Here is a 25,281-nt window from a genome sequence, read left to right on the forward strand (position 1 = left end):
GTATTGGCCGGCGGCAGTCTGCGCGCCAAACGGCAGAATGCGCAGGCGACGGACCTACCCGCACCATAGCCCCTTGCCCGCACAATCGACCTGCCAGGAGTCCCTGCCCTGCGATCTTTTGCCCGGCTTTGCGCAGGCACCCGTTTGCAACCTGACCGAAAGCTGCGCAGACTGTTGCCAGCCCTGACCCATTGGAATCTGCTCTCATGATCCGTCATTTCCTGCCCGTCTTTGCCTTGTTGCTGGGGTCTTCGTTTCTGCTGTTTGCGGGGGGAATCAACGGGCTGATCTTGCCTGTGCGGGGCAGCGCGGAAGGGTTCTCGGCGTTTTCGCTGGGTCTGCTCGGAACCGGCTGGGCCATTGGCTATATGGCAGGTTGCGTGCTAACGCCGCGTCTGGTGGCGAATGTGGGCCATGTGCGGGCCTTTGGGGCAATGGCGGCGATTGCGGCGGTGTCAATGCTGGGGTCGGCAATCATATTGACGCCATGGGCGTGGATCGCGCTGCGTGGGGTGTGCGGGTTTTGCTTTGCCGGAGCGGCCATGATCGTCGAAAGCTGGCTGAGCGATCAGGCTGCACCCGATCAGCGCGGACGCATCTTTGGCGTCTATACGATGGTGAACCTTGGGGCTGTGACCGCAGGCCAGATGACCCTGACGCTGGGCGACACCTCCGGCTTTTTGTTCTTTGCAGTGGGGGCAATTTTCTACTGTCTCGCACTGGTCCCCACGGCGCTGTCATCCAGTTCCAACCCCGCGCCGCTGGTGGCTGCGCGGCTGGACATGAAGGCCCTGTGGCGTAATTCGCCCGTGGCGGTTTTTGCGGTATTCTGGGTGGGCGTCAGCAATTCGGCCTTTGGCACACTGGCGCCGGTCTATGCCGAGCGTACCGGGCTGGTGCTGGCCGCGATTGCGTTCTTTACGTCGCTGCCGATCCTTGCGGGGGCACTGGCGCAGATCCCTGTGGGTATCCTCAGCGACCGGATGGACCGACGCAAGGTTTTGGTCGGCATCGCACTGGCCGCTCTGATCGCCGATGCTCTGTTCATCACCCTTGCCCCTGAAGGGCGCATCCCCAACTTTGTCCTTGCCGCGATCCTTGGCGGGTCGATCTTTGCCATGTATCCGGTGATCGTTGCCCACGCCAACGACCACGCAGCCCCCGGCACGTCGATCCAGATTTCGGGCGGTTTGCTTCTGCTCTACGGTGCGGGCGGGATCATCGGACCGCTGATGGCGGGCTGGGCGATGACCGCCTTTGCCGACCGCGCTTTGTTCATGGTCACGGCAGGGGCGCACGTGTTGGTGATTGTCTACACGCTTTGGCGTATCTCTCGCCGTGAAGCTGTGGACGATGCCGACAAGACCGCATTCCAAGCGGCACCGGGCGGGCGCAGCAGCACGCCCCAAACCGCAGCGCTTGGCGCGTCGGATGCCGAAGTGCAGGCCGAAGCCGACACCGCCGCCAACCTTTAGCATCCACCCCATCCGGGCCACGAACAAGGGCGCGCAAACCGATATTTGCGCGCCCTTGTTCGTTCAGCAGTAACTGGCGTTACTTGACGGTGATACGTCCGTCCGTGACCGGAGTGAACGGCCCTTGGGCCGCGAGATACTCGGCTGTCACATCCGCCACATCTGGCCCGAAATCATAAGCATTCTCGGCGTTGATGAACATCTTGTAGCCGTCACCACCGTTGCGGACGTAGTTGTTGGACACGACGCCATAGGTCTTTTCCAGATCAATCGGCGCACCATCGACCATCACGTCGGACACCCTTTCGCCCGCTGGCTTGGATGCGTCAAAGGCATAGGTCATGCCCGCCACCTGGGCGAAACGGCCTGCGCCCTCTTCCACCTGACTGACACCGTTTTCCAGCGCTTCGACAACGGTGGCGCCGGTCACCTGAAACGTAGACAGTGTGTTCTGGAACGGCAGCACGGTCAGCACCTCGCCCATTGTGATGGGGCCTGCGTCGATCGACGCGCGAATACCGCCGCCGTTCTGGATGGCGATTTGCACACCCTGATCCTTGACCCGCGCCAGCATCGCATCAGCGATCAGCGAGCCCATCGAACATTCCATCGCACGGCAGACGTCACGATCCCCACCGATGGGCGCGGACGTCTCGGCCACAACACGGTTGCGGATTTCCTCAAGTGGTGCAGCGGCTTCGGCGATGCGGGCCACGGTTTCTTCATCTTCGGCCACCGAGGCATCGATCAGGATCGGATCGCCTGTGGCTTCGGTGACGTTGCCCGCGTCGTCAAATGTCACGTTCAGCTCGCCCAGATACTTGCCATAGGCATAGGCCTGCACGATCGCCGTGCTGCCAACCATCGTGGGATATGGCCCTTCAGCCCGCTCGTCAGTGTTGCTGAGCAATGTGTTCGAGTGGCCGCCCACGATCACGTCAACACCGGTGGTGTTTTCCGCAACGCGCTGGTCGACCCCATAGCCCGAATGCGACAGCACGATGATCTTGGTCACCCCTGCTTCGGTCAGCTTGTCGACTTCGCCCTGCACCGCGTCGGACGGGTCGGTGAAGATGATATTCTTGCCAGGGCTGGCCAGTTCATGCGTGTCCTGCGGCGTCAAACCGATCAGCCCGATCTTTTCGCCACCGCGTTCGATCACAGTGGACTTTGCCAGCTTGTCGGCCAGCAGCGGTTCACCCGAGACGTCCGCATTGGACATCAGGATCGGAAAGTTGATCGCGTCGATAAAGCCAGCCAGCACTTCCGGGCCATCGTCGAATTCGTGGTTACCCACGGTCATCGCGTCATAGCCCAGCTTGTTCATCATCTCGGCGGCCAGCTTGCCTTTGTAATAGGTGTAGAACAACGTGCCCTGAAACTGGTCGCCGCCATCCACAAGGATCGCGTTGTTCGATCGCGCCTTGGCATCCTTGATCGCATTCACCAGCCGCGCGGTGCCGCCAAAGCATTCGCCCGCTGTGTTGTCTTCGGCGCTGCAACCGCTGTCGTATTTGCTGATTGGTTCAAACCGCGCATGGAAATCGTTGGTGTGCAGAATGGTCAGCGAATAATCGGCCATCGCCGTACCTGCGGTCAGCGCAATGGCCGCCGCTGTCTGTGTCAGACGCAAAAGCATGTCAGGTGTCCCCCCAAAAGGTGTGTTGGCATTGAGAACACTCTGGCGCTGCTCTGATTAAGAGTCAAAAGCGTTGTGCGCGGCAGGCGATTTGACGTATCGGCACCCATGTCCGCTTGACCATACCTTGGGCACACGGCATCAGTGACCCATGCTGATTTTGAAAATATTCCGTGCCGATGAATGGCAAGACCTGCGCGCCAAAGGCGAGACGTTGGGCGCGCCCATCGACGTGACCGATGGTTATGTACATTTTTCGACGCCCGAGCAGGCCGCCGAGACTGCGGCCAAACATTTCGCTGGCGAAGAAAACCTGTGGTTGTTGGGCCTTGAAGCCGATGATCTGGGCGACGAACTGGTGTGGGAGCCGTCGCGCGGTGGTGCGTTGTTCCCCCATCTCTACCGCCCGCTCCGGCTGGAAGACGTGGCATGGGCGCAACCACTGCCGGTGCAAAACGGCACCCATCAATTTCCCGCAGGTGTCCTATGACAGATACATACATCGACCCCGAGCGCGCGCAGTTCGACGCCTTCAAGGATCTGCCGCGCGATCGCCCGATCGAAATGCTGAACCTTGTGCGTTTTCGTGAAAAGGCCGTCTATCCGGACGATCACCCGCTGGCGGCCCGGAACCTGACCGGCGCACAGGCCTATGCCAACTACGGGCGTGATTCCGGGCCCGTGGTGACACGTCTGGGCGGCAGCATCCTGTGGCGCGGCACGTTTCAGGCCACGCTGATCGGCCCCAAGGACGAGATTTGGGACGCCTGCTTTATCGCGCGCTATCCCGACGCCAAGGCGTTTCTGGCAATGGTCACCGACCCCGACTACAAAAAGGCGGTGATCCACCGCCAAGCTGCGGTGCTGACGTCGCGTTTGATCCGCACGTCGCCCGCCGAAGGGGGCGCAACCTTCGGATGAGACGCGGCATCGAAAAACTGGGGCTTGTGGCTCTGCGCCGGATCGATCCGGAACTGGCGCATGGTCTGGCGCTCAAGGCGCTGCATTCGCCCTTGGTTGCGCTGCCCGGGCCAGTGAAATCGGCGCGACTGACCACCCGCATTGCAGGGATGACGCTGGCCAACCCCGTGGGGCTGGCGGCGGGCTTTGACAAGAACGCCACGGCCATCCGTCCGCTGATCCGCGCAGGTTTCGGCTTTATCGAGGTGGGCGCCGCCACGCCCCTGCCGCAGTCGGGCAACACTAAACCGCGTCTGTTCCGGCTGACGGAAGACGCCGCCGCGATCAACCGTTTCGGCTTTAACAACGACGGGGCCGACGCCATCGTGGCGCGGCTGGCCCGTGCCCACCGGACAATACCCGTGGGCCTGAATCTGGGTGCCAACAAGGACAGCGCCAACCGCGCCGAAGATTTCGCCCGCGTGCTGCAAGCCGCCAGAGACCACATCGACTTTGCCACCGTCAACGTGTCGTCACCCAACACCGAAAAGCTGCGCGACCTGCAAGGGCCGATGGCATTGGCGGCCCTTTTGGACGGGGTAATGCAGGTGCGCGGCAGCGTGCCGGTGTTCCTGAAAATCGCACCCGACCTGACCGATCAGGATCTGGCCGACATCGCCAAAGTCGCCGAAGATGCCCGTGTCGCTGCCATCATCGCGACCAATACCACGCTTGACCGCATCGGGTTGCGCAGCATCCATGCGGGCGAGGCAGGCGGGCTGTCCGGCGCGCCCCTGTTCGAAAAATCAACCCGCACGCTGGCCAAATTGCACAGCTTGACCGACATACCTCTGATCGGTGTTGGCGGCATCGGCTCGGCCCGCGACGCTTATTCCAAGATCCGCGCAGGTGCCTCGGCGGTGCAACTTTACACCGGCCTTGTCTATGGCGGCCTCAGCCTTGCTGCGCGCATCGCGCAGGGGCTGGACGTGTTGCTGCAACAAGACGGCTTTGGCTCGGTCGCGGACGCAGTGGGCACCAACACCAAAGACTGGCTCTGACAGACCGCTTCTTTTGGCGGTAAATATCCCGGGGGCTGCCCCCCGCCGATGCCTCAGGCCGCGCCGCGCTCCAACGCCGGATACCGCAGGCCCAGCGTCACCCCACGCGCCGCAAAGCTGACCAGCAGCGACAACCACAGCCCGTGATTGCCCAAAAGCGGAACGGCAACCGCAGCGCAGGCCACGTATACCGCAAAGCTGACCAACATCATGTTGCGCATATCCGCGCCGCGCGTGGCTCCGATGAAAATGCCATCCAGCATCCACGCCGCACAGCCCACCACGGGTGCCGCCACCATCCACGGCAAATAAATGCGCGCCACCTCGCGCACCGCTTCATCCTTGGCCATCACGTCGATCAGCCACGGCCCCGCCAGCGCAAAGCCCAGCGCCAGCACGATACACGACCCGGCCCCCCAGCCCGACGTCAGCAACGCCGAGCGGCGCACGCGCTCTGGTGCGCGCCGTCCGTAAGCGCGTGCAATCAGCGTTTCAGCAGCAAAGGCAAAGCCGTCCATTGCGTGCGCCGTGACATACATGAATTGCACCAGCACCTCGTTTGCGGCCAGCGTCACATCGCCAAACCCCGCCCCCATAAACACGAAAGAGGTAAAGATCGTCATCAGCAACGCCGAGCGGATCAGAATGTCGGTATTGATCAACGCCATGCGGATCAGCACGACGCGGTTAAAGATCCGTGGCCAGTCCCGCCAGTCGGGTCGCATAAACGCATCTCGGCATAGATAAAGTCCCATACCCACGCCCAGCGTTTCGGCGATTACTGTGGCAAAGGCCACCCCCCCGACGCCCCAGCCAAGCCCCAGCACAAACCACAGGTCCAGCAGAATGTTTACGCCATTCATCACCAGCTGGATCCAGAACACACCTGCTGTGCGCTCCATCGCCACCAGCCAGCCGGTGATCGCAAAGACCGCAATTGCGCAGGGTGCCGACCAGATCCGGATGGTCATATAGGTTCGTGTCAGCCCCTCCACCTCGTCCGAGGCGGGGGCCAGTGCAAAGGCCCCCCAGAACAGCAACGGTTGAAGCAGGATCAACACCAACCCGCCAGCGCCTGCAATCATCAACGCACGGGTCAGCAGCGCCGAAACTTCGGCGCTGTCGCCCGCCCCTTCGGCTTGGCCCACCATGCCGACGGTGCCCATGCGCAGAAATCCGAACACCCAGTAAAGTGTGGTTATAATAACCGCGCCCAGCGCCACGGCGCCAATCGGGGCCGCTTCGCCCAGTTGCCCCACAACGCCCACGTCCACCGCGCCCAGGATCGGCACGGTAGAATTGCTCAGAACGATGGGAAGGGCCACAGCCAGTACGCGACGGTGCGTGATCGGTGCCTGAGGCACATCCGCAACATCGGTCCTGAGCGCGGTGTCAGTCACGTTTTTGCGGCATCAGAAAATGCCCGGTGGCTTGGGCAAACAGCCGCGTGTGGTCGTCCTGCCATGCCTCGACATGAACCGAGGCATAACGCCGCCCTGCCCTGCTGATCCGCGCCCGCGCATAGGATTCGCGCGGCAAACCCGAACGCAGGTAATCGACGGTAAAGTCGATGGTCTTGGGCAGGCTTGGCACTTCGCCCCTTTCCAACCGCTCCAGATCAATCTGACCCGAGGCCAGCCGTTCCCAAATATAAAGCCGCGACAGGGTCGTAACGGCAGTGATCTCCAGAAAGGCCGCCGTGACGCCACCGTGGATTGCGGGTAAAAACGGGTTGCCGATCAGCTTGTCCTGAAAGGGCAGGATTGCAGTCAGCTCGTCTCCGCGACGGTCGAACTCCACCCCCAGATAGACATTGTAGGGCACGCTTTGGGTCAGCGCGCCCAGTGCCGCGTCCCATCGTTTGTGCAGAGCCTGTTTCTCCTTGACCGATAGCTTGGACCTGGCCGGGGTCTTTGGTTCTGTGTCGGTCATCTGCAGTCCTCTACAGTAAATGTGCCAGTGGCCGCGGCAACCGGATTGTCGACATCGCTATCGATGGCCGTAACACGCACAAAGGCCACCGAGCGGGTGATGTGATAGCAGGTGGCGGTTGCCGTAATCGTATCGCCCGGCTTGGCCGAGCGCATATAGTCGATGCGCAGGTCAATCGTTGCGGTGCCCGCTGGCGCGCTGGGATGGCTCATCACCGCCGCCCCGCTGCAAGTGTCCATCAGCGCCGAGACAGCACCGCCGTGAATCACCCCAGTCACCGGATTCCCCGCCAGCTTTTTATCATAGGGCATCGAAATCACCGCGACACCGCCTTCCAGCTTGAGCAGCTTCATGCCCAGATCGCGGGCATGGGGTATCGCTTCGATGAATTGCCGCGCGATCTTGACCTTGTCCATTATATGCTCTCCGCTATCATTGGGACTTCATAAGGTTAGCGCGCCCCATGCGTCAAACCACAAGACAGCCTGTTGCGCTTCTTGATTCCCCGTCTTAATTTGCAATTCCGACGCGCGAGGAAGACCCCAAATGAGTGACGACCGCCTGACATTCAAGCAGATGTGTGCCGAATTCGACGTAACCCCTCGCACGTTGCGTTACTACGAATATATCGAATTGCTTCAACCCGACCGCGAAGGGCGCGCGCGCTACTACGGTCCGCGCGAACGCGCCCGGATGAAGCTGATTCTCAAGGGACGCAAATTCGGCTTCCAATTGGAAGAGATCCGCCAATGGCTGCTGATCTATGAACGCGAGGGCACCCACGCCCAATGGAACAAGTGGATCGATATGGCAGACGGGCAGATCAAGGAACTGACCGAACAGCGCGCGCAACTTGACGACGCGCTGACCGAGCTGAAGCAGTTGCGCCGCGACATCGGCCAAGAGCTGGGCCGCCCGGCCACACGAACCAGCGACGCCTGACCGCGTCAAATATCACTAAAATCACTGAAATTCAGCTGAAAAGCGAATTTTGGCCGCAGGCCAACAGGTTGACGCAACATCAACCTGCGTAAAGCCATTTTGTGACGCAACGTCCAGCTTACGTAAACGTCAACCACCATTGTATGATCCGCAAGACCGGCCCATTTGCTGTCAAGATATGACAGACAAAAACTGATGCGAGATGATGTAATGGACCATAAAACAATGACCATCCGCGAGATGTGCGACACCTATGAGGTGACCCCGCGCACTCTGCGATTCTACGAAGCCAAGGAACTGTTGTTCCCGATCCGTGAAGGCCAGAAGCGGCTGTTCACCAAACGCGACCGCGCCCGTTTGAAGCTGATCCTGCGCGGCAAGCGCTTTGGCTTCAGCCTTGAAGAGATTCGCCAGCTTCTCGACCTTTATGACATGGGCGACCAGCAGCACACGCAACTGGCCAGCACCTACGAGATTGCCAAGCAGCGTCTGGCCGACATGGTCGCGCAACGCGACGAACTGAACGAAGCAATCGAAGACCTGAAAAGCCAGATCAAATGGGGCGAGAAAATGCTTGCCTCGATGAACAGCGCCCCAAAAGCCGCCCAGTAAAGACAAGTAGAGAGACCAGATATGCCCAGCTACACCGCCCCCACCAAGGATCTGCAATTTGTCCTGCACAACCTGCTGAACGTCACCAAAAGCGACATTCCGGGATATGATGAGCTTGAACCCGATTTCACATCCGCAATTCTGGAAGAAGCTGGCAAGCTGACCTCGTCGGTTCTGGCGCCGCTGAATGCCGTGGGCGACAAGGAAGGGTGCCGTCTGGAAAACGGCGTTGTCTATACGCCCACAGGTTTCAAAGAGGCCTTTGAACAGGTCAAAGAGGGTGGTTGGACCGGTCTGGACATGCCCGAACAATACGGTGGCCAGAATATGCCCGCCGTCATGGGGTCGGCTGTAGGCGAAATGTTCTCTGCCTCGAACCAAGCGTTCACCATGTATCAGGGTCTGACCCACGGCGCGGCCTCGGCCATTCTGGCGCACGGTACCGATGCGCAAAAAGATACCTATCTGCCCAACATGGTCAGCTGCGAGTGGACCGGCACCATGAACCTGACCGAACCGCATTGTGGTACAGATTTGGGCATGATGCGTACAAAAGCCGAACCGCAAGATGACGGCAGCTATAAAATCACCGGCCAGAAAATCTTTATCTCGTCGGGCGAACACGACATGGCCGGCAACATCATCCATCTGGTGCTGGCCAAAATCACCGGCGGACCGGAAGGTATCAAAGGCGTGTCGTTGTTCATCGTGCCCAAATTCTTGGTCAATGACGACGGCAGCCTTGGCGACCGCAACGGCGTCACCGTTGGAAAGATCGAAGAAAAGATGGGCATTCACGGAAACTCGACCTGCGTGATGAACTATGACGGTGCGACCGGCTTTTTGTTGGGCGAAGAGCACAAGGGCATGCGCGCCATGTTCACCATGATGAACGAAGCGCGCCTCGGCGTCGGCATGCAGGGTCTTGCACAGGCCGATGTCGCCTATCAGAACGCGCTGGACTATGCCAAGGACCGCCTACAAGGACGTGCCGTCACAGGTGCCGAAAACCCCGATGGCCCCGCCGATCCACTGATCGTACACCCCGACATCCGTCGCAGCCTGATGGACCAGAAGAGCTTTGTCGAAGGGGCGCGTGCCTTCATCCTTTGGGGGGCTTCGCTGATTGATGCGGCGCACCGCGCAGACGACAAGGCAGCCGATGGGCTGGTGTCGCTGCTGACCCCGGTGATCAAAGGCTTTCTGACCGATCAGGGCTATGACATGACGATCAAGGCCCAACAGGTCTATGGCGGCCACGGCTATATCGAGGAATGGGGCATGTCCCAGTTCACCCGAGATGCCCGCATCGCCCAGATTTACGAGGGTGCGAACGGCGTGCAGGCGCTGGATCTGGTCGGTCGCAAGCTGGCGCAAGACGGCGGCAAACACGTCATGGCCTTCTTCGAGATGGTGAAAAACTTCATCAAGGATAATGCAGGGCAAGATGAAGCCTTTGACAAGGATTTCCTCGACCCGTTGAAGGCTGCGTCCAAGGATTTGCAGGCCGCAGGCATGTACTTCATGCAAAACGGCATGAAAAACCCCAACCACGCGCTGTCGGGTTCCAACGACTTCATGCACATGTTCGGGCACGTCTGCCTTGGCCTGATGTGGGCCCGCATGGGCAAGGCGTCGATGGACGCACTGACCGAAGGCGCATCCGACGCCGCATTCTACGAGACGAAGTTGGCCACCGGTCGCTACTATATGGCACGCCAGTTGCCCGCGACCGCCTTGCACCTGACACGCATCCAATCCGGTGCGGACACGGTCATGGCACTGGATGCGGCCAACTTTTAACCCTGCGAAAAACACCCGCCGGATGCGCCACGGTGCGTCCGGTCTGTCACCGGAGCCCAAATGCCCAAACGCTTTCGCCTGACCCGCCGCTTTCCTGTCGCCATGACAGAAGACGGCTATCGCCGCCTCAAGAAGTTCGCCGCCGAGGCGGGGTTGGACGAGGGCGAGGCGCTGTCATTTCTTTTCGAGAATTTCGACAGCGTCACGGATCAGGAAAATCTGGGCCATCGGCTGCGCCTGTTCAATGCCGACCTCGACACGCGCAAGCGCTAGAGCGGAATTCTTGGGGAGGAAGGCATGACACAAAACCACTTGCACTGCGCGGTTCCTGCGGGAGCCTCCGGCGGGAGTTTATCGGGCAAGATGAAGACGCTGCCACATCTTGGGATCACCCCGCCGCCCGGGACCAATTCGGGATTGACCCATGCGGCCGGCCAGCGGGGCTTCACCTTGCGCGCGGCGCAACTCTCCAGTCTGCCGCGCGGGATCACTTTGCGGCCATCGGGGTTAACAATGTCTGAATCGTTCCCATCTTCATCTTGCAGATCAAACTCCACGGGGGTCCGGGGGTGTGAACCCCCCGGTCCGACTTTGGACGTACGCGCCTTGGGAGGGGCCTGAATACATGACGATGCAACTTCATTGCTTTGGCGAATCCGGCAATTCCTACAAGGCCGCGTTGCCGCTGGAACTGTCCGGTCTGGACTGGACACCGGTGAAGGTCGACTTTTTCGGCGGTGCCACCCGCGGACAGGAATTTCGCAGCCTGAACCCGATGGGCGAAGCACCGCTGCTGATCGACGGCGACATGCACATCAGCCAATCCGGTGCGATCCAGCAGTACATCACCGACAAAACCGGCAAGTTCGGCGGCACAGAGGCCGATAAATATGACGTGCTACGCTGGGTGCTGTTCGACAACCACAAGCTCAGTTCGATGGCGGGTATGACCCGTTTTCTGATGAACTTCCTGCCCGAGGACAAACGCCCCCAAGTGGTGATCGATTTCAACCTCGGTCGTTTGCAGGCTGCTTACAAAACGCTCGACGATCATCTGGCCACGCGCGACTGGATCGTGGGCGACGGTGTGACCAACGCCGACTTTTCTTGCTGCGGCTACCTGTTTTACCCCGAGCCCTTCGGTTTCAACCGCAAGGCCCATGACAACATCAACCGCTGGCTGGCCAACATCGAAAGCTTGCCCGGCTGGAAACATCCCTATGACCTGATGCCCGGCAGCCCTGCTGACCGCGCCTGACCGATCCTGAACTCGAAAGGACATCTTGATGACCGAAGCTTATATCTACGACGCCCTGCGCACCCCGCGCGGCAAAGGCCGCAAGGACGGCGCATTGCACGAAGTCACCGCGCTGCGCCTGTCCGCGCTGACGCTGAACGCGCTGAAAGAGCGTAACAATCTGGACGGGCACGCCGTCGAGGATGTGATATGGGGCAATGTGACCCAAGTGATGGAACAGGGCGGCTGCCTTGCCCGCTCTGCCGTACTGGCGTCCGATCTTGACCAGTCGATCCCCGGTCTGGCGATCAACCGGTTCTGTGCCAGCGGCATGGAGGCCGTGAACCTTGCGGCCAATCAAGTCAAAGGCGGGGCCGGCATGGCCTATATCGCCGGTGGCGTGGAAATGATGGGCCGCGTGCCGATGGGCAGCGACGGTGCCGCGATTGCCGCAGACCCTTCGGTTGCGATGGACACCTATTTCGTGCCCCAAGGCATCAGCGCCGACATCATCGCCACCCAATACGGTCACAGCCGTGACGATGCCGACGCATTGGCCGTGGCCTCGCAGCAGCGGGCCAAACAGGCGTGGGACGAAAAGCGGTTTGCCAAATCGGTGATCACCGTGCGCGACCAGAACGGTCTGGCCATTCTGGATTACGATGAATACATGCGCCCGCAGACCGACATGCAAAGCCTTGGTGCGCTGAACCCCGCGTTTCAGGCGATGGGCGAGGTCATGCCCGGTTTCGATGCTGTCGCGTTGCTGAAATATCCGCATCTGGAAAAAATCAACCACATCCACCACGCGGGCAACTCGTCCGGTATCGTGGACGGCTCGGCCGCTGTGTTGATCGGCAATAAGGAGTTCGGTGAGAAATACGGCCTGAAACCGCGCGCCCGCATCCGTGCCACCACCAAGATCGGCACCGATCCGACCATCATGCTGACCGGCCCTGTGCCTGCCACCAAGAAGATCCTTGCCGAAAGCGGCATGTCGATCAGCGACATCGACCTGTTCGAAGTGAACGAAGCCTTTGCCTCGGTTGTGATGTTGTTCATGGAAGCGTTCAACGTCGAACATGAAAAGGTCAACGTAAACGGCGGCTCTATCGCGATGGGTCACCCGCTGGGTGCCACGGGTGCGATGATCATCGGCACACTGCTGGACGAGCTTGAGCGCCAGGACAAACAGATCGGTCTGGCAACGCTGTGTGTTGCGTCCGGTATGGGTGCCGCCACAATTATCGAACGGGTCTGACGCATGGCTTCGGCGCGTGAGATATACCAAGACCTGCTGGCACAGCTTACCCAAGCCGTGACCGACAGGGATGCGGCAGGGTTTGCCGCACTTACGCGCCTGCCGTTTGTTATGAAAACGATGGACGGCAGCACCACGCACCGCTCCACCCGTTCGATCATCGACCGCGTGACCGCATACAGCGACCTGCTGGCCGAACAGGGGATCGACGGTTACCTGCGCAGTTGCGACACGGCAAAGTTCGTCTCGCAACAGCAGATTTCCGGCTATCACACCACACGGCTTTGCCGGAACAATGTTGATGTGGCAGCGCCCTATCTGACCAATATGCTGCTGTTTCGTGAAGGCACCAAATGGAAGGTCGGCATTTCGGATTCCTCGTTGCACACCGTTGACTGGCCACTTTTACGGCAGGAGGAATTTGAAGCCCCTGCACAGGAAAAACGCGATTCCGAACACCGTCTGAAAAACTTTCAGACCATGCTTGACCGGATCAGCGCCGCCTTTATCGGCAATGACATCGAAGGTTGGCTGAATTGCGTATCCCTGCCCTTTCATCTGGTCACACGTCAGGGGGTCGAAACCTTTGAAACCCGCGCGCAGGTGGTCGCGGACTTCAACGCCTATCAACAGGACTTTAAAACACATGGGGTCACCGCAATCATCCGTCAGGCCAAAACCGCCGAGATCATCGACGGCGACCAGATGACCGGAACCTACCGTATGCATATGATGCGTGGCACCAACCATGTGGTGCCTCCTTGGGACGCCTCGATGACCCTGCGCAATGAAAACGGCCTGTGGCGCGTCACCACGGTGATGCGGGCCATGGGACATTTGAACTGGTCGGCGCTCAGCCCCGCCGACATGGAAAACACACCGGACTACACTCCAGAAAAGGGAGATCAGAAATGACAGATTTCACCATGAAAAAAGACGCCGACGGCGTTGCGATCATCACGTGGGACGTGGCCGACAAGACGATGAACGTCATGTCGATCGAAGGTCTTGGCCAGTTGAACGATCTGGTCGACGACGCGCTGGCAGATGACGCGGTCAAAGGCATCGTGATCACATCAGGCAAGGACACGTTCGCAGGAGGCATGGACCTGAACCTGCTGGCCAAGATGAAAGAAAGCGCGGGCGACGATCCTGCCAAGGGGCTGTTCGAGGGCACGATGCAAATGCACGGTCTGCTGCGCAAGATCGAACGCGCGGGCATGGATGCCAAAACCAACAAGGGCGGCAAGCCCATCGCCGCCGCAGTGCCCGGCACCGCCGCAGGCATCGGTCTGGAACTGCCGCTGGCCACGCACCGCATTTTTGTCGCCAACAACCCCAAGGCCAAGATCGGTTTGCCCGAAATTCTCGTCGGTATCTTTCCCGGCGCGGGTGGCACCACCCGTCTGGTACGCAAACTGGGGCTGATGGGTGCATCTTCGCTGCTGCTGGAAGGCAAGATGCTGAGCCCCGACAAGGCCAAGGGCGCGGGCGTGATCGACGAGGTTGTCGACGACCCGATCGCTGCCGCCCGCGACTGGGTGCTGAACGCCAAGGACCCGGATCTGGTAAAACCGTGGGACGCAAAGGGATATAAAATGCCCGGTGGTGCCCCCTATCACCCTGCGGGCTTTATGAACTTTGTCGGCGCCAACGCGATGGTACATGGCAAGACCAAGGGTGCATTCCCTGCGGCTAAGGCGATGCTGTCGGCTGTCTACGAGGGCGCGCTGGTGCCCTTTGACACCGCGCTGAAGATCGAGGCACGCTGGTTCACCAACATCCTGATGAACCCCTCGTCGGGCGCGATGATCCGGTCGCTGTTCCTGAACAAGGAAGCATTGGAAAAAGGCGCTGTGCGGCCCAAAGACGTGCCCGACCAACGGGTCAGGAAACTGGGCGTTCTGGGTGCCGGCATGATGGGTGCGGGCATCGCACTGGTGTCGGCGCAGGCGGGCATCGAAGTGGTGCTGATCGACCGCGACCAGGCGGCTGCGGACAAGGGCAAAGCCTATTCCGCCAGCTATATGGACAAGGGCATCGCGCGCAAGAAAGCCACCGAAGAGAAGAAAGAGGCGCTGCTATCGAAAATCACGGCCACCGCCGACCTGGAGCAGCTCAAGGGCTGTGATCTGATCATCGAAGCCGTATTCGAAGACCCCGGCGTCAAGGCCGAGATGACCAAGAAGGTCGAGGCGATCATTCCCGAGGATTGCATCTTTGCCTCGAACACCTCGACCTTGCCGATCTCGGATCTGGCCAAGGCGTCGGTGCGTCCCGAGCAGTTCATCGGCATCCACTTCTTCTCGCCCGTCGAGCGCATGGCGCTGGTCGAGATCATCAAAGGTGCCGAAACCGGTGACCGTGCCGTGGCCAAATCGCTGGACTATGTGCGTCAGATCCGCAAGACGCCCATCGTCGTCAACGACGCGCGGTTCTTCTATGCCAACCGCTGCATCATCCCCTATGGCAACGAAGCCACGCGGATGGTCACCGAGGGCGTGGCCCCCGTCCTGATCGACCACGCCGCCCAACAGCTGGGGTTCCCCGTGGGACCGATCCAGTTGGGCGATGAAACCTCTGTCGATCTGGCGGTACGCATCATGAAAGCGACCAAGGCCGCGATGGGCAATGCCTATCCGGGGTCCGAAGCCGACAACCTGATCGTGTGGATGGAAGAAGAGGGCCGCCTGGGCCGCAAGTCCAAGGCAGGCTATTTCAACTATGACGAAAACGGAAAACGTCTGGGATACTGGAAAGGCATCCACGACAAATATCCGCTGGCCGAAGAACAGCCCGACCTGATCGAAGTGCAGGAACGTCTGATGTTCGCGCAAGTGCTCGAAGCGGTCCGTGCGCTGGAAGAGGGCGTGCTGGAAGACATCCGCGAGGGCGATGTGGGCGCGATCCTGGGTTGGGGCTTTGCGCCGTGGTCGGGTGGCCCGTTCAGCTGGCTCGACATCCTCGGCACGCCCTATGCGGCAGAGCGCTGCGACACGTTGCAGGCAAAATTCGGCGACCGGTTCGAATGCCCTGCCCTGCTGCGCGAAATGGCCGAAAAGAACCAGTCGTTCTATGGCCGTTTTGGCCCCAAGGCAGAGGCCGCAGCGGCCTGACGGCCAGCTTGGCATAACACAACAAAGGGCACCTCTCGGGGTGCCCTTTTTCGTTCATGGCCCTATCAAAACCGGCAGAACACGCAATGGTGACGCAAAGCACCTTCAGATCGTGGATATTGTCCCGCGGATTGCGAACAATGGCAAAGGCGCTTGCTACCGCTTCAATGCCCTGAACTGCGCAAATGACAGCAGGCGTTTGCTTTGCTCGTCCCACAGGTGCAACCGCGCGTTTCGGAAGCTTTCACCGATGGTCATGCGGTTGCTGATCGCCAGTTCCACATGATCGCGCAGCACCTCTGGCAATCGGTAGAACGGGATGCGACTGTGAACGTGGTGGACGTGGTGAATACCGATATTGGCGCTCAGCCATTGCAACCAGCCGGGCAGCACATAATGCGAACTGCCGTGCAGCGCCGCGTCATGCAATTGCCAATCTTCCTCGGCGGCCCAATGGGTCGTTTCGAACTGGTGCTGTACATAAAACAGCCACACGCCCGCCGTCGCCGCCAGCAGCGTCGAGGGCAGGAAAATCAGCAGGATCGGCATCAGCCCGCCAAAATACAGCATCAGGCCAAGGGCAATCAGGATCACCGCATTGGTGCACATGGCGCTGAACCAGTACCGCGCCTTGTTCATCAGACCCAAGGGCAGCCGGTTCTGCAGGAAAAACAGATATCCCGGCCCAAGACCGAACAGCACCACAGGGTGCCGGTACACACGGTAATGAAGGCGCATGAGCGGCCCGAGCGCGCCGTATTCTTCCACGGTCAGTGTATGAACATCACCGATCCCGCGACGGCCAAGATTGCCCGACGAGCTGTGGTGAATGGAATGCGTCCGCCGCCAGACGTCATAAGGCGTGAGCGTCAACACCCCCAGCACACGACCCAGCCAGTCGCTGGCCGTGCGGTTGTTGAAGAACGCGCCGTGACCGCAATCGTGCTGGATAGCGAACAGGCGCAATATGAACGCCGCGTTGCACAATGACAATGTCAGCGTCAGCCAATAGCTGACCGACATCGCCCACCATGCCATAACCCATAGAGTCAGGAACGGCCCCACCGTCACGACAAGTTCGAAGACGCTGCGCATGACGCTGGGTTCGCGGTAGGTGGACAGGATTTTCACCCACTCCCGTGCGGCGCGTGGCTCAATTTGGTGCTGAGAAAAATCTGAATGTTCGGGCATGTGCCTGCTTTTTATTGTTGGTTGCCTGCATAGAGCATCGCCGCCGAATTGCAAACGAAGCTTGGCCCAAACCAGCGGAAAACGGGTGTAAATCAGCCCTATTTCGGGGCGCGCCGGTGCCAGCGCCCCGAAACGGTCCTAAAGCGGGAAGAAAACGCTGATGGCCATGACCGATGTGGTGCCCACGATCAGGTTCATCGGCACGCCAATCTTCAAAAAGTCCACGAACTTGTAATTGCCCGCCCCGTAAACCAGCGTGTTGGTCTGATAGCCGATAGGTGTGGCAAAGCTGGCGCTGGCGGCGAACATCACGGCCACGACAAAGGGGCGAGGATCAATGCCCAGTTGCGTGGCCAGCGGGATCACGATGGGGGTGAACACCACCGCCACCGCGTTGTTCGTCACCGTCTCGGTCAGGATCGAGGCAATGAAATAAACAGCAAATAGCGTCGCCAGTGGCGGCAAGCCGGACAGGAAGGGTTCCAGAACCGATACGATCAACTCGACCGCACCTGTCGATTCCAGACCCGCCCCGATAATCAGCATCGCAAAAATCAGCACAAGGATCGAACCGTCTATCGACGCCCATGCCTCGTCGCCGTCAATGCAACGCAAGGCCAGAATACCTGCAACCCCGACCAGAGCCAGCAGGCCAATGGGCATCACATCCAGCGCCGCAAGCGCCACAATCGCCACCAGTGCTGCAATGGCAACGGGCGCTTGTCTGCGCCGGAATGCGCGTGCGCTGGGTTCGGTGATCGACACCGCATCCCCCGAACGCGCCAGTTCGGCAAAACCGTCGGCGTTGCCTTCCAGCAGCAACTTATCCGAAGGGCGCAGACGCACGCTGCTCAGGTCAGAGCCCGGGATATGGCCGTGCCGAAACGCGCCCAGCACCCGCACACCTGCCCGACGGCCAAGCGCCAGATCCGAGATTCGCACACCAGTGTGCCAGCGTGAGGGTGCCAGAATGGCCTCGACAATCTGCACTTCCGCGTCCGGTTCAAGTTCGACCGAACGGCGCAGACCCACGCGCAGACCCTTGATTTCGGCCAGCGTCAGCAATTCGGACGTGGTGGCCTGCACAATCACCACCTCGCCTTTCTGCAAGACATGCCCGTCCAGATTGTTGCGGCTAATGATACCCGCCTTGCGCACGCCGGTGATCCGCACACCAGGACGTTGAAATTCGACCAGTTCACCCACTGTTTCGTCAACACCGTGAAAATGGGGCAAAACGGTGATTTCCGACAGGAAAACAGTTTCGCTGCTTTCGGCCTCGATGCCCTTCTGGCCGCGTTCGGGCAGCAGGAACCGCCCCAGAAACAGCATCGCGACACCGCCAACGATGGCCGCAGCAATGCCGACGGGGGCGATCTCGAAAATCGAGAAAGGTTCCAGCCCGCCTTCGCGTGCGATGCCATCCACCAGAATGTTGGTCGAGGTGCCAATCAGCGTACAGGTGCCGCCCAGAATGGCCGCGTAAGACAACGGGATCAGCAGCCGCGTCGGCGCAAAGCCCAAGCTGTGTGCCAGCCGGATCACCACGGGGATCAGCACCAGCACCACGGGCGTGTTATTCATAAAGGCCGAGGCCGCGACGGTGGCCACAATAAAGATCGCGATGGCAAGGATCGGTCTGCTTTGAGCGCGACCGATGACCAGACTGGCCATCGCATCCAGCACACCGGTACGCACCAATGCTCCCGAAATAATGAACATCGCGCCGATAGTGATAGGGGCGGAGTTGGAAAAGGCCGCCATCACCTGATCACCTGGCACCAGCCCCAACACAACAAAAAGTGCGGCGGCGATCGTGGCGGTGACCTCCGGGGGATACTTTTCCAACGCAAAGGCGATGAACAGGCCGATAAGAATGACAATCGCGATCACTGGCGCGTTTGCCGTTATGACATCGGTCATGGAATGTGCGCTCCTTGAAACACGTGCCTGAAACTGCTGTGCGGTCCGGCACTTGATATGTGTACCCGTCAGCACCGCTTTCAACTGCGCCTGTCACAAGCTGCGCGATTTCGCCAATCGCGTGTCGAATTTCGGCAAGTTCCCGAGCATGAAGGCTTTTTTCCGCGTGCTGGGAGCAAAAGAGGCGTTTCAGGCCGGATCGAAGCTGTAGCGGAACCGTTCAATGTCATCCGTACAAGCCTCGGCTACTGCCGCTTGACTGTCTGGCGTATAGTATCCCCGATAACCCACATCGCGCGAGGACCGGTTCGCATGGGGCAGATCAAGTGCAAAGCCCAAGTGCGCCTCAAGCGGGGCGATGTCGGTGGCGAGATGCTCCAGCCGGATGAACAGATTGCAACGCTCGCCCCCCGAGGCATCGGTGATGTAATGGCGGGCCTGACTGCCGCGCAGGCTGGCGCGGGTCTGCGGGTGCAGGACAAAGTCATGAAAGCTCAGATTTTGCGCCAGTTGCACAGCAGTGTGGTCAAAGCTTTGCGCGCGCAGCCAGTGGTAATAGCTGACCACACGGTCCCACGGATTGCGCACCAGCGTAAAGACGAACAACTCCGCCAGCATCTGCGGCGTGACCAACCCGTCCAGATCGGCCAACGTCGCGTGTTTCCACAGCCGCCCGCGCGTTTGCACGTCTTTCAGCCGATGGCGGCGCCGGACCGCCTTTGGGGTGTCGCCCAGCATCACGTCATCCTTCATCGCCCGCGCCTCCAGCGCCAGCGCCATAGAGGTGCCGCCCGTCTTGGGGGCATGGATGAACAGATATTGGCGACCGGTGGACAGGATCATATGCGGTATCTATCGGATCGGGCCGATGAGCATAAGATTTTATGCCTCCGGCGGGGATATTTTATGCCAAAAGAATGCGCGCCTATTTCGAGCGGACCGCGATGATAAGGCCCGCAATCATGATCAGCACGATGCCAACGATCATCGACGACGTCACCACCTGCCCCAACAGCAACCAGCCGAAGAACGGACCGAAGATCATGATCGTATATTCCAGCACGCTGACCTGACTGGCTTCGCCCCATTGATAAGCGCGGATCAGAAAGAACACACCCGCCACAGATACGACAGCCTGCAACACGATCAGCGGAAAGATCGTGGGGATCGGCCAGACCCAGCCGCGCAGCAAAAAGCCTGCGGCACCGTCGGGGACCGTTGGGGCGATCAGGGCAAGACCAGTCAGGACACATACCCCGATCAGTCCCTGCAGGCCCATGATACCCGCAAGCATCGAAACGGTGCTTTCCTCGGCGCAAAGAATGCGCGTGACCAGCGACCCCATCGCATAAAAGAACCCGCCTGCAACCGGCAGCAGCAGAATGGAGCCAGGCAGCCCGTCCTGCACGCCCAGCACAACAAGAATACCGGAAAAGCCCACAACCACCGCGATCACCCGCCACGGGCCGATCTTCTGGCGCAGCACCAGAACCGTCATCAGCAGCACAAAGATCGGCGAGGTAAACAGCCCCGCCAACGATTGCGCGATGGGCATGAAAGCAAGCGAGCCAAAGTAGCACATCATCCCGATCGCAATCAGCAGGCTGCGCAACGCCACGGCCCACAGGCGTTGCGGCCTGAGCGTGCCAAGACCCGCCATCGACAATCCTGCCACCAACGCAAGCGCCATCACCGATCGCACGGCAAGGAATTGCCAGATGCTGATTTCGGTGGCGATGTGCGCAACAAAATTGTCGACAAACCCCAGCAACACCATTGCGATCAGCATGGAACTGGCGGCCATCCACGGGCGCGTCACCGGACCGGCAGACGCACCTGCAGCAGGAAGGGTACGAGGTGCGGTTGCCTTTACCCGGTTATCTTTCTTTTGCAACGCTCTGCCCTCTGCCATAGTTGATTTCATACAACGCACAAATGCGTGGGTCGCAGCAATAGGGAGATAGCGAAATGGGTTGGCTGAGCGATGAAACCGGTCTGGACAAATGTGCCGCCAACCATGTGCCGCTGACCCCGCTGTCGCATTTGCGCCGCGCCCGCACTGCCTTTGCCGGACGCACTGCTGTGGTCTACGACAATCACCGCGTGACTTATGCCGAATACCACGACCGCTGCACGCGACTGGCCTCGGCTTTGGCGGCGATGGGCGTGGCTTCGGGTGATGTGGTCGCCACGCTGATCCCCAACCTGCCCGCACAGGCCGAAGCGCATTTCGGTGTACCCGCCTGCGGCGCTGTGCTGAACACCATCAACACGCGGCTGGATGTGGACACGGTTGCCTATATCTTTGATCACGGCGGCGCGCGGGCGGTTCTGGCTGACAGCCAGTTCATAGAACTGGCCGAAGCGGCCAAGGCGCAGTCCGGCTCGGACTTGCAAATCATCGAAGTGCCCGATGCCGCTCACGGCTGGCCTGCCTCGGGGCGGCATCCGGTGTACGAAGACGTGCTCGCAGGCGCCGATCCGGCCTTTGACTGGCACATGCCACTGGACGAATGGGAAAGCCTTGCGCTGAACTATACTTCGGGCACCACCGGCCGCCCCAAGGGCGTTGTGTGCCATCACCGCGGCGCTTACCTGATGACAATGGGCACGCCGGTCAGCTGGCAAATGACCCTACAGCCGGTGTTCATGGCCATTGTTCCGTTGTTTCACTGCAACGGCTGGAACCACACGTGGATGATGCCCCTGCTGGGCGGCACGCTGGTGTGCTGTCGTGACATCACAGCGGCGGCGATCTATGACGCAATTGCCGACGAAAAGGTCACCTATTTCGGCGGCGCACCCATTGTGCTGAACATGATGGTCAACGCAGGCCCCGACGAACGGCGCGCCTTTGACCATCAGGTGCAGGTTTTCACTGCAGGCGCGCCCCCTGCCCCCACCACCCTTGCCAAGATGGAAACGCTTGGCTTCAACGTCACACAGGTCTACGGGCTGACCGAAACCTATGGCCATGTCACCGAATGCCTGTGGCGTGCCGAAGATTGGGACGCACTGGACCAGAACGCGCGCTCTGCCATCAAGGCGCGTCAGGGCATCGCCATGCCGATGATGGAGGACATCACGGTGATGACCGATCGGATGGTGCAGGTGTCACTGGACGGCACCCAGCAGGGCGAGATCATGATCCGCGGCAATTCGGTAATGAAGGGGTACTTCAAAAACCCCCAAGCCACGCAAGAGGCGTTCGAGGGCGGCTATTTCCACTCGGGCGATCTGGCTGTGCAGCACCCCGACGGCTATATCCAGATTGCCGACCGCGCCAAGGATATCATCATATCGGGTGGCGAAAACATCTCGTCGGTCGAGGTCGAGGGCGTGCTGATGGCGCATCCGGATGTGAACCTTGCCGCCGTGGTGGCAAAACCGGACGAAAAATGGGGCGAGGTGCCTTGCGCCTTTGTCGAGCTGAAATCCGGTGCCAACCCCACCGCCGAAGATATGATCGCCTTTGCCCGCGACAAGCTGGCCGGTTTCAAAACCCCTAAACGTGTCGTGTTTTGCGAGTTGCCGAAAACATCCACAGGCAAAATCCAGAAATTCGAATTACGCGCACAGGCAGCCTCTCTCGATTGATCCCCTTCATCTTGCCCGTAAAACTCCGGGGTCCGGGGCTGGCCCCGGTTCCACACCTCTCCTGTCGCTTTGCGCCCGCATTTCAACGTGCTAGGCTGCCACAAATACACAAGGCCGTCCGAGCAGACCATGACCGCCCTTAAGAAATACGCCCGTCTCGAAGCGACGGGCCTTTGGCGCCAGACGCCGGACGAGCAACGCCGCGAGGTGGTTGTTTCGATCGGCGATGCGACGCTTGTCATCTCCAATCTGAATGACACTGCCCTGACCCACTGGTCGCTGGCCGCCATCGAGCGCGCAGGCGCCGGCGATGATCCGGCCACCTTCCACCCCGACGGCGATCCGGGCGAGACGCTGCAACTGCAAGCCGACGAAGTCCAGATGATCGAGGCCATCGAAACGCTGCGCCGTGCCGTGACCAGATCGCGCCCGCGCCCCGGCAGGCTGCGCTGGCTGGGGGCGACGCTGTCGACCACGGCGGTGGCGGCCTTGCTGATCTTCTGGCTGCCCGGTGCGTTGATCAACCACGCAATGAAGGTCGTGCCCTCTGTCACACGCACCGAAATCGGTCGCGAGCTTCTGACACGCATCGAGCGGGTCGCAGGACCGCCCTGCCAGACCGCCGAGACCGTGCGCCCGCTGGCGCAACTGGCGGCGCGCACGGGCGCCACAGGCGGCATCGCGGTACTGCGTGACGGCGTGCGCACCAGCCTTGCGTTGCCGGGTGGCAAGGTGCTGTTGAACCGTGCGCTGGTCGAGGACTTTGAAGAGCCGGACGTGGTGGCAGGTTACATTCTGGCCGAAGAGGTGCGCCGCGCCAACCAGTCTGCCATGCGCGATCTGCTGTCGACGGCAGGTCTGCGCGCCAGCATCACCCTGTTGACCACAGGCGAGATGCCCGAACGTGCCTTGGACCGCTATGCCGAAACCGTTGTGGCAGGCACGCGCCCCGATGTGTCGGATCAGGAATTGCTGGCCGCCTTTGCCGCCGCTCAGGTGCGCAGCACGCCCTATGCCTATGCGCAGGATATTTCGGGTGAAAGCACACTGGCATTGATCGAAGGGGATCCGATGGCGGGACAAAGCCCTGCGCCGGTCCTGAAAGATGCTGATTGGTTGCGGCTTCAGGCGATCTGCGGCGGCTAGGGCTTTCGTCAAGCCGCCGCGATCAGATCAACGCAGCACAGCCCCCGGGAATCCGGCGCCGCGCATCTTGGCCAGCGCGATTTTCTGGGCTGCAGGTGTGCTGAACGGTCCGACCAGCACCATACGCATTTGTTGGCCGCTGCGGGTAAACTTGCCGATCCGCGCGGGCAGCCCCATACGCATGGCGCGTTGGGCCGCTTGTTGGGCGCTGTCGGCACCGGGGTAGTACCCCAGTTGCACATAGCCCTTGCCGGTGATCTGTTCGCCTTTGGCCTGTTGTGCTTTGGGCGTGGCGGGCACCGGCGCAGCGGCAGAACGGCTCGAAACGGTTGGCGCGCGGTAGGTGCCGGGATTGCGCTTGATGCGTTTGACCAACACACCCTCACGACGCTCAAACGTCACAGTGCCCAATTCGCGCTGTTGTGTGGCGATGTCGGTGTAGGGATAGACCAGCGGCACTTTCGCAGTCAGGTCGGCACCGTTGGTTTGATTGATCAGACGGCGGGGCACAGTCGATGTCCAGACCAGCAGCATCCGCGCATGGCCGTTCAACGTCTGTTCGGCGCGGTAGGGGTTCAGGCGGTCGTCTTCCCATGCGTGGCGATAACCTGCGGGCACCACTGCATTGGTGGTGTTCAAACGGTTGGTGTAGACATGCTTGGGCACCACGCGGGTCTGGCCGGTGATGGGTGCCCCCTGTACCACACCGGTTACGGCGACGGGGCCATTGTTGCCAATGATCGGCTCGGCCTGCGGTCCGCAACGGACCGCACCGCGCTCGCCCGCGTTGATATAACGTGCGCTGATCGGGGACGCGTCCTGACAGGCAGGCTGGCGTGGCGTGGCGGCGGCGACACGCGGCGCAGGCGCTGCGGGTTTGGCAGCCGGTTTGGTTTTGTAAACGGTTTTTGGGGCCGCTGCACGCGGTGCAGGTGTCGGCGCTGCGACCACAACCCGCCGGGGCGCGGGTGTTGCGGCAGGCGCACGGCGCACAACAGCTTGCGGCGCAGGCTTTGGCGCGGGCGCATTGGCCACTTTACGGGTTGCAGGTTTGGGCGCAGGCGCCATCTTGATCTGTTCCGGTGCCCGTGGTGCGGAAGGCGCGCTTGCAGCCGTCTGCACACCTTGGGTCGGGGTCTGGCCGCAGATTATCTTGCGCGAGCGGTTGACGCGCGGCACCCATGTGACGTTGCCGTCAATACCCGCGCGGATAAACACACAGCCTTTGCTGTCGACATACTGTTTGCCCTTGTAGCTGGCAGAGGGAAATTCAGCCGGTGTAATTTCGCCACGCGACAGGCTTTGCGCGCCCACCGTACCGACATTTGCCGACATCGCGATCACAGCAATGGCAATTGCTTTGGTAACTTTCATCTGCGCCCCCACAGGTTTGGTCGTTACTATATATAGTGTCCACAACGATGCCCGAGAACTAGAGACGAGGCA

At 60.5% G+C, this 25,281-nt stretch carries 23 protein-coding genes; 14 read left to right on the forward strand and 9 right to left on the reverse strand.

Translation table 11 applies throughout. The features are described 5' to 3' along the window. Window positions 1-206: 206 nt before the first annotated feature. Window positions 207-1,475: an MFS transporter gene (locus SULPSESMR1_RS11500; protein WP_089420947.1), complete on the forward strand. Its 1,269-nt coding sequence runs from the start codon at window positions 207-209 to the stop codon at window positions 1,473-1,475. Between the two features lie 79 nt (window positions 1,476-1,554). On the opposite strand, the gene SULPSESMR1_RS11505 is transcribed toward SULPSESMR1_RS11500, so the two are convergent. After that, complete coding sequence (locus SULPSESMR1_RS11505; RefSeq protein WP_089420948.1) at window positions 1,555-3,114, reverse strand: bifunctional metallophosphatase/5'-nucleotidase; 1,560 nt, start codon at window positions 3,112-3,114, stop codon at window positions 1,555-1,557. Between the two features lie 151 nt (window positions 3,115-3,265). Here SULPSESMR1_RS11505 and SULPSESMR1_RS11510 point away from each other — a divergent pair, with 151 nt between their 5' ends. From SULPSESMR1_RS11510 to SULPSESMR1_RS11520, 3 genes are read left to right on the forward strand one after another with little or no spacing between them, the layout of a single operon-like run. Beyond that, window positions 3,266-3,604 (forward strand): DUF952 domain-containing protein, encoded by a 339-nt coding sequence (locus tag SULPSESMR1_RS11510; RefSeq protein WP_089420949.1) that lies wholly within the window; start codon window positions 3,266-3,268, stop codon window positions 3,602-3,604. Then, window positions 3,601-4,035, forward strand: a complete 435-nt coding sequence (locus SULPSESMR1_RS11515; RefSeq protein ID WP_089420950.1) for a DUF1330 domain-containing protein — start codon at window positions 3,601-3,603, stop codon at window positions 4,033-4,035. Before SULPSESMR1_RS11510 ends, SULPSESMR1_RS11515 begins: the two co-directional genes overlap by 4 nt. Next, the gene (locus SULPSESMR1_RS11520; protein ID WP_089420951.1) at window positions 4,032-5,075 is read left to right on the forward strand and encodes a quinone-dependent dihydroorotate dehydrogenase; all 1,044 of its coding nucleotides are present in this window, start codon (window positions 4,032-4,034) and stop codon (window positions 5,073-5,075) included. The genes SULPSESMR1_RS11515 and SULPSESMR1_RS11520 overlap by 4 nt, the downstream gene beginning before the upstream one ends. Before the next feature lie 53 nt (window positions 5,076-5,128). Here SULPSESMR1_RS11520 and SULPSESMR1_RS11525 read toward each other — a convergent pair whose 3' ends face one another. The 3 genes from SULPSESMR1_RS11525 to SULPSESMR1_RS11535 are packed head-to-tail and all read right to left on the reverse strand — an operon-like array spanning window position 5,129 to window position 7,423. Further along, window positions 5,129-6,475 carry an MATE family efflux transporter gene (locus SULPSESMR1_RS11525; protein ID WP_089420952.1) on the reverse strand — a complete coding sequence of 449 codons (1,347 nt, stop codon included), beginning with the start codon at window positions 6,473-6,475 and terminating at the stop codon, window positions 5,129-5,131. Beyond that, window positions 6,468-7,007 (reverse strand): PaaI family thioesterase, encoded by a 540-nt coding sequence (locus SULPSESMR1_RS11530; RefSeq protein WP_089420953.1) that lies wholly within the window; start codon window positions 7,005-7,007, stop codon window positions 6,468-6,470. Before SULPSESMR1_RS11530 ends, SULPSESMR1_RS11525 begins: the two co-directional genes overlap by 8 nt. After that, window positions 7,004-7,423 (reverse strand): PaaI family thioesterase, encoded by a 420-nt coding sequence (locus SULPSESMR1_RS11535; protein ID WP_421086486.1) that lies wholly within the window; start codon window positions 7,421-7,423, stop codon window positions 7,004-7,006. Before SULPSESMR1_RS11535 ends, SULPSESMR1_RS11530 begins: the two co-directional genes overlap by 4 nt. A 130-nt stretch (window positions 7,424-7,553) precedes the next feature. On the opposite strand from SULPSESMR1_RS11535, the gene SULPSESMR1_RS11540 reads away from it, so the two are divergent. From SULPSESMR1_RS11540 to SULPSESMR1_RS11575, 8 genes are all read left to right on the forward strand, one after another. Continuing rightward, a complete protein-coding gene (locus SULPSESMR1_RS11540) occupies window positions 7,554-7,949 on the forward strand; it encodes a MerR family transcriptional regulator (protein ID WP_089420955.1) in 396 nt (131 codons plus the stop codon). Window positions 7,950-8,159: 210 nt separating this feature from the next. After that, window positions 8,160-8,561 carry a MerR family transcriptional regulator gene (locus tag SULPSESMR1_RS11545; protein WP_198362790.1) on the forward strand — a complete coding sequence of 134 codons (402 nt, stop codon included), beginning with the start codon at window positions 8,160-8,162 and terminating at the stop codon, window positions 8,559-8,561. 21 nt (window positions 8,562-8,582) lie between these two features. Then, window positions 8,583-10,364, forward strand: coding sequence for an acyl-CoA dehydrogenase C-terminal domain-containing protein (locus SULPSESMR1_RS11550; protein WP_089420956.1), 1,782 nt, complete (start codon window positions 8,583-8,585; stop codon window positions 10,362-10,364). Between the two features lie 60 nt (window positions 10,365-10,424). Further along, window positions 10,425-10,637, forward strand: coding sequence for a hypothetical protein (locus SULPSESMR1_RS11555; protein WP_089420957.1), 213 nt, complete (start codon window positions 10,425-10,427; stop codon window positions 10,635-10,637). A gap of 352 nt (window positions 10,638-10,989) precedes the next feature. Continuing rightward, window positions 10,990-11,622 carry a glutathione S-transferase family protein gene (locus SULPSESMR1_RS11560; RefSeq protein WP_089420958.1) on the forward strand — a complete coding sequence of 211 codons (633 nt, stop codon included), beginning with the start codon at window positions 10,990-10,992 and terminating at the stop codon, window positions 11,620-11,622. 28 nt (window positions 11,623-11,650) lie between these two features. Continuing rightward, window positions 11,651-12,862 carry an acetyl-CoA C-acetyltransferase gene (locus tag SULPSESMR1_RS11565; RefSeq protein WP_089420959.1) on the forward strand — a complete coding sequence of 404 codons (1,212 nt, stop codon included), beginning with the start codon at window positions 11,651-11,653 and terminating at the stop codon, window positions 12,860-12,862. Between the two features lie 3 nt (window positions 12,863-12,865). Then, window positions 12,866-13,777 (forward strand): hypothetical protein, encoded by a 912-nt coding sequence (locus SULPSESMR1_RS11570; RefSeq protein WP_089420960.1) that lies wholly within the window; start codon window positions 12,866-12,868, stop codon window positions 13,775-13,777. Then, entirely contained in the window at window positions 13,774-15,978 is a 2,205-nt protein-coding gene (locus SULPSESMR1_RS11575; RefSeq protein WP_089420961.1) for a 3-hydroxyacyl-CoA dehydrogenase NAD-binding domain-containing protein, read from the forward strand. The genes SULPSESMR1_RS11570 and SULPSESMR1_RS11575 overlap by 4 nt, the downstream gene beginning before the upstream one ends. Window positions 15,979-16,134: 156 nt before the next feature. Here SULPSESMR1_RS11575 and SULPSESMR1_RS11580 read toward each other — a convergent pair whose 3' ends face one another. The 4 genes from SULPSESMR1_RS11580 to SULPSESMR1_RS11595 form a co-directional block, all read right to left on the reverse strand. Next, window positions 16,135-17,169, reverse strand: coding sequence for a fatty acid desaturase (locus SULPSESMR1_RS11580; protein ID WP_089420962.1), 1,035 nt, complete (start codon window positions 17,167-17,169; stop codon window positions 16,135-16,137). A 138-nt stretch (window positions 17,170-17,307) separates the two neighbouring features. Continuing rightward, window positions 17,308-19,092 (reverse strand): SLC13 family permease, encoded by a 1,785-nt coding sequence (locus tag SULPSESMR1_RS11585; protein WP_089420963.1) that lies wholly within the window; start codon window positions 19,090-19,092, stop codon window positions 17,308-17,310. Window positions 19,093-19,281: 189 nt separating this feature from the next. Beyond that, window positions 19,282-19,935: a sulfotransferase family 2 domain-containing protein gene (locus tag SULPSESMR1_RS11590; protein ID WP_089420964.1), complete on the reverse strand. Its 654-nt coding sequence runs from the start codon at window positions 19,933-19,935 to the stop codon at window positions 19,282-19,284. Window positions 19,936-20,017: 82 nt separating this feature from the next. Further along, window positions 20,018-21,004 (reverse strand): DMT family transporter, encoded by a 987-nt coding sequence (locus SULPSESMR1_RS11595; protein ID WP_240311468.1) that lies wholly within the window; start codon window positions 21,002-21,004, stop codon window positions 20,018-20,020. Between the two features lie 56 nt (window positions 21,005-21,060). On the opposite strand from SULPSESMR1_RS11595, the gene SULPSESMR1_RS11600 reads away from it, so the two are divergent. Together SULPSESMR1_RS11600 and SULPSESMR1_RS11605 are read left to right on the forward strand one after the other, a co-directional pair. Next, on the forward strand, window positions 21,061-22,689 hold the full coding sequence (locus SULPSESMR1_RS11600) for an AMP-binding protein (protein ID WP_089420965.1): 1,629 nt from the start codon (window positions 21,061-21,063) through the stop codon (window positions 22,687-22,689). Window positions 22,690-22,818: 129 nt separating this feature from the next. Next, the gene (locus SULPSESMR1_RS11605) at window positions 22,819-23,835 is read left to right on the forward strand and encodes a hypothetical protein (protein WP_089420966.1); all 1,017 of its coding nucleotides are present in this window, start codon (window positions 22,819-22,821) and stop codon (window positions 23,833-23,835) included. A gap of 27 nt (window positions 23,836-23,862) precedes the next feature. On the opposite strand, the gene SULPSESMR1_RS11610 is transcribed toward SULPSESMR1_RS11605, so the two are convergent. Then, the gene (locus SULPSESMR1_RS11610) at window positions 23,863-25,209 is read right to left on the reverse strand and encodes an SPOR domain-containing protein (RefSeq protein ID WP_089422295.1); all 1,347 of its coding nucleotides are present in this window, start codon (window positions 25,207-25,209) and stop codon (window positions 23,863-23,865) included. Window positions 25,210-25,281: the final 72 nt, after the last annotated feature.

Source organism: Pseudosulfitobacter pseudonitzschiae, from assembly GCF_002222635.1.
In the GTDB taxonomy this organism is placed as follows: Bacteria; Pseudomonadota; Alphaproteobacteria; order Rhodobacterales; family Rhodobacteraceae; genus Pseudosulfitobacter; species Pseudosulfitobacter pseudonitzschiae_A.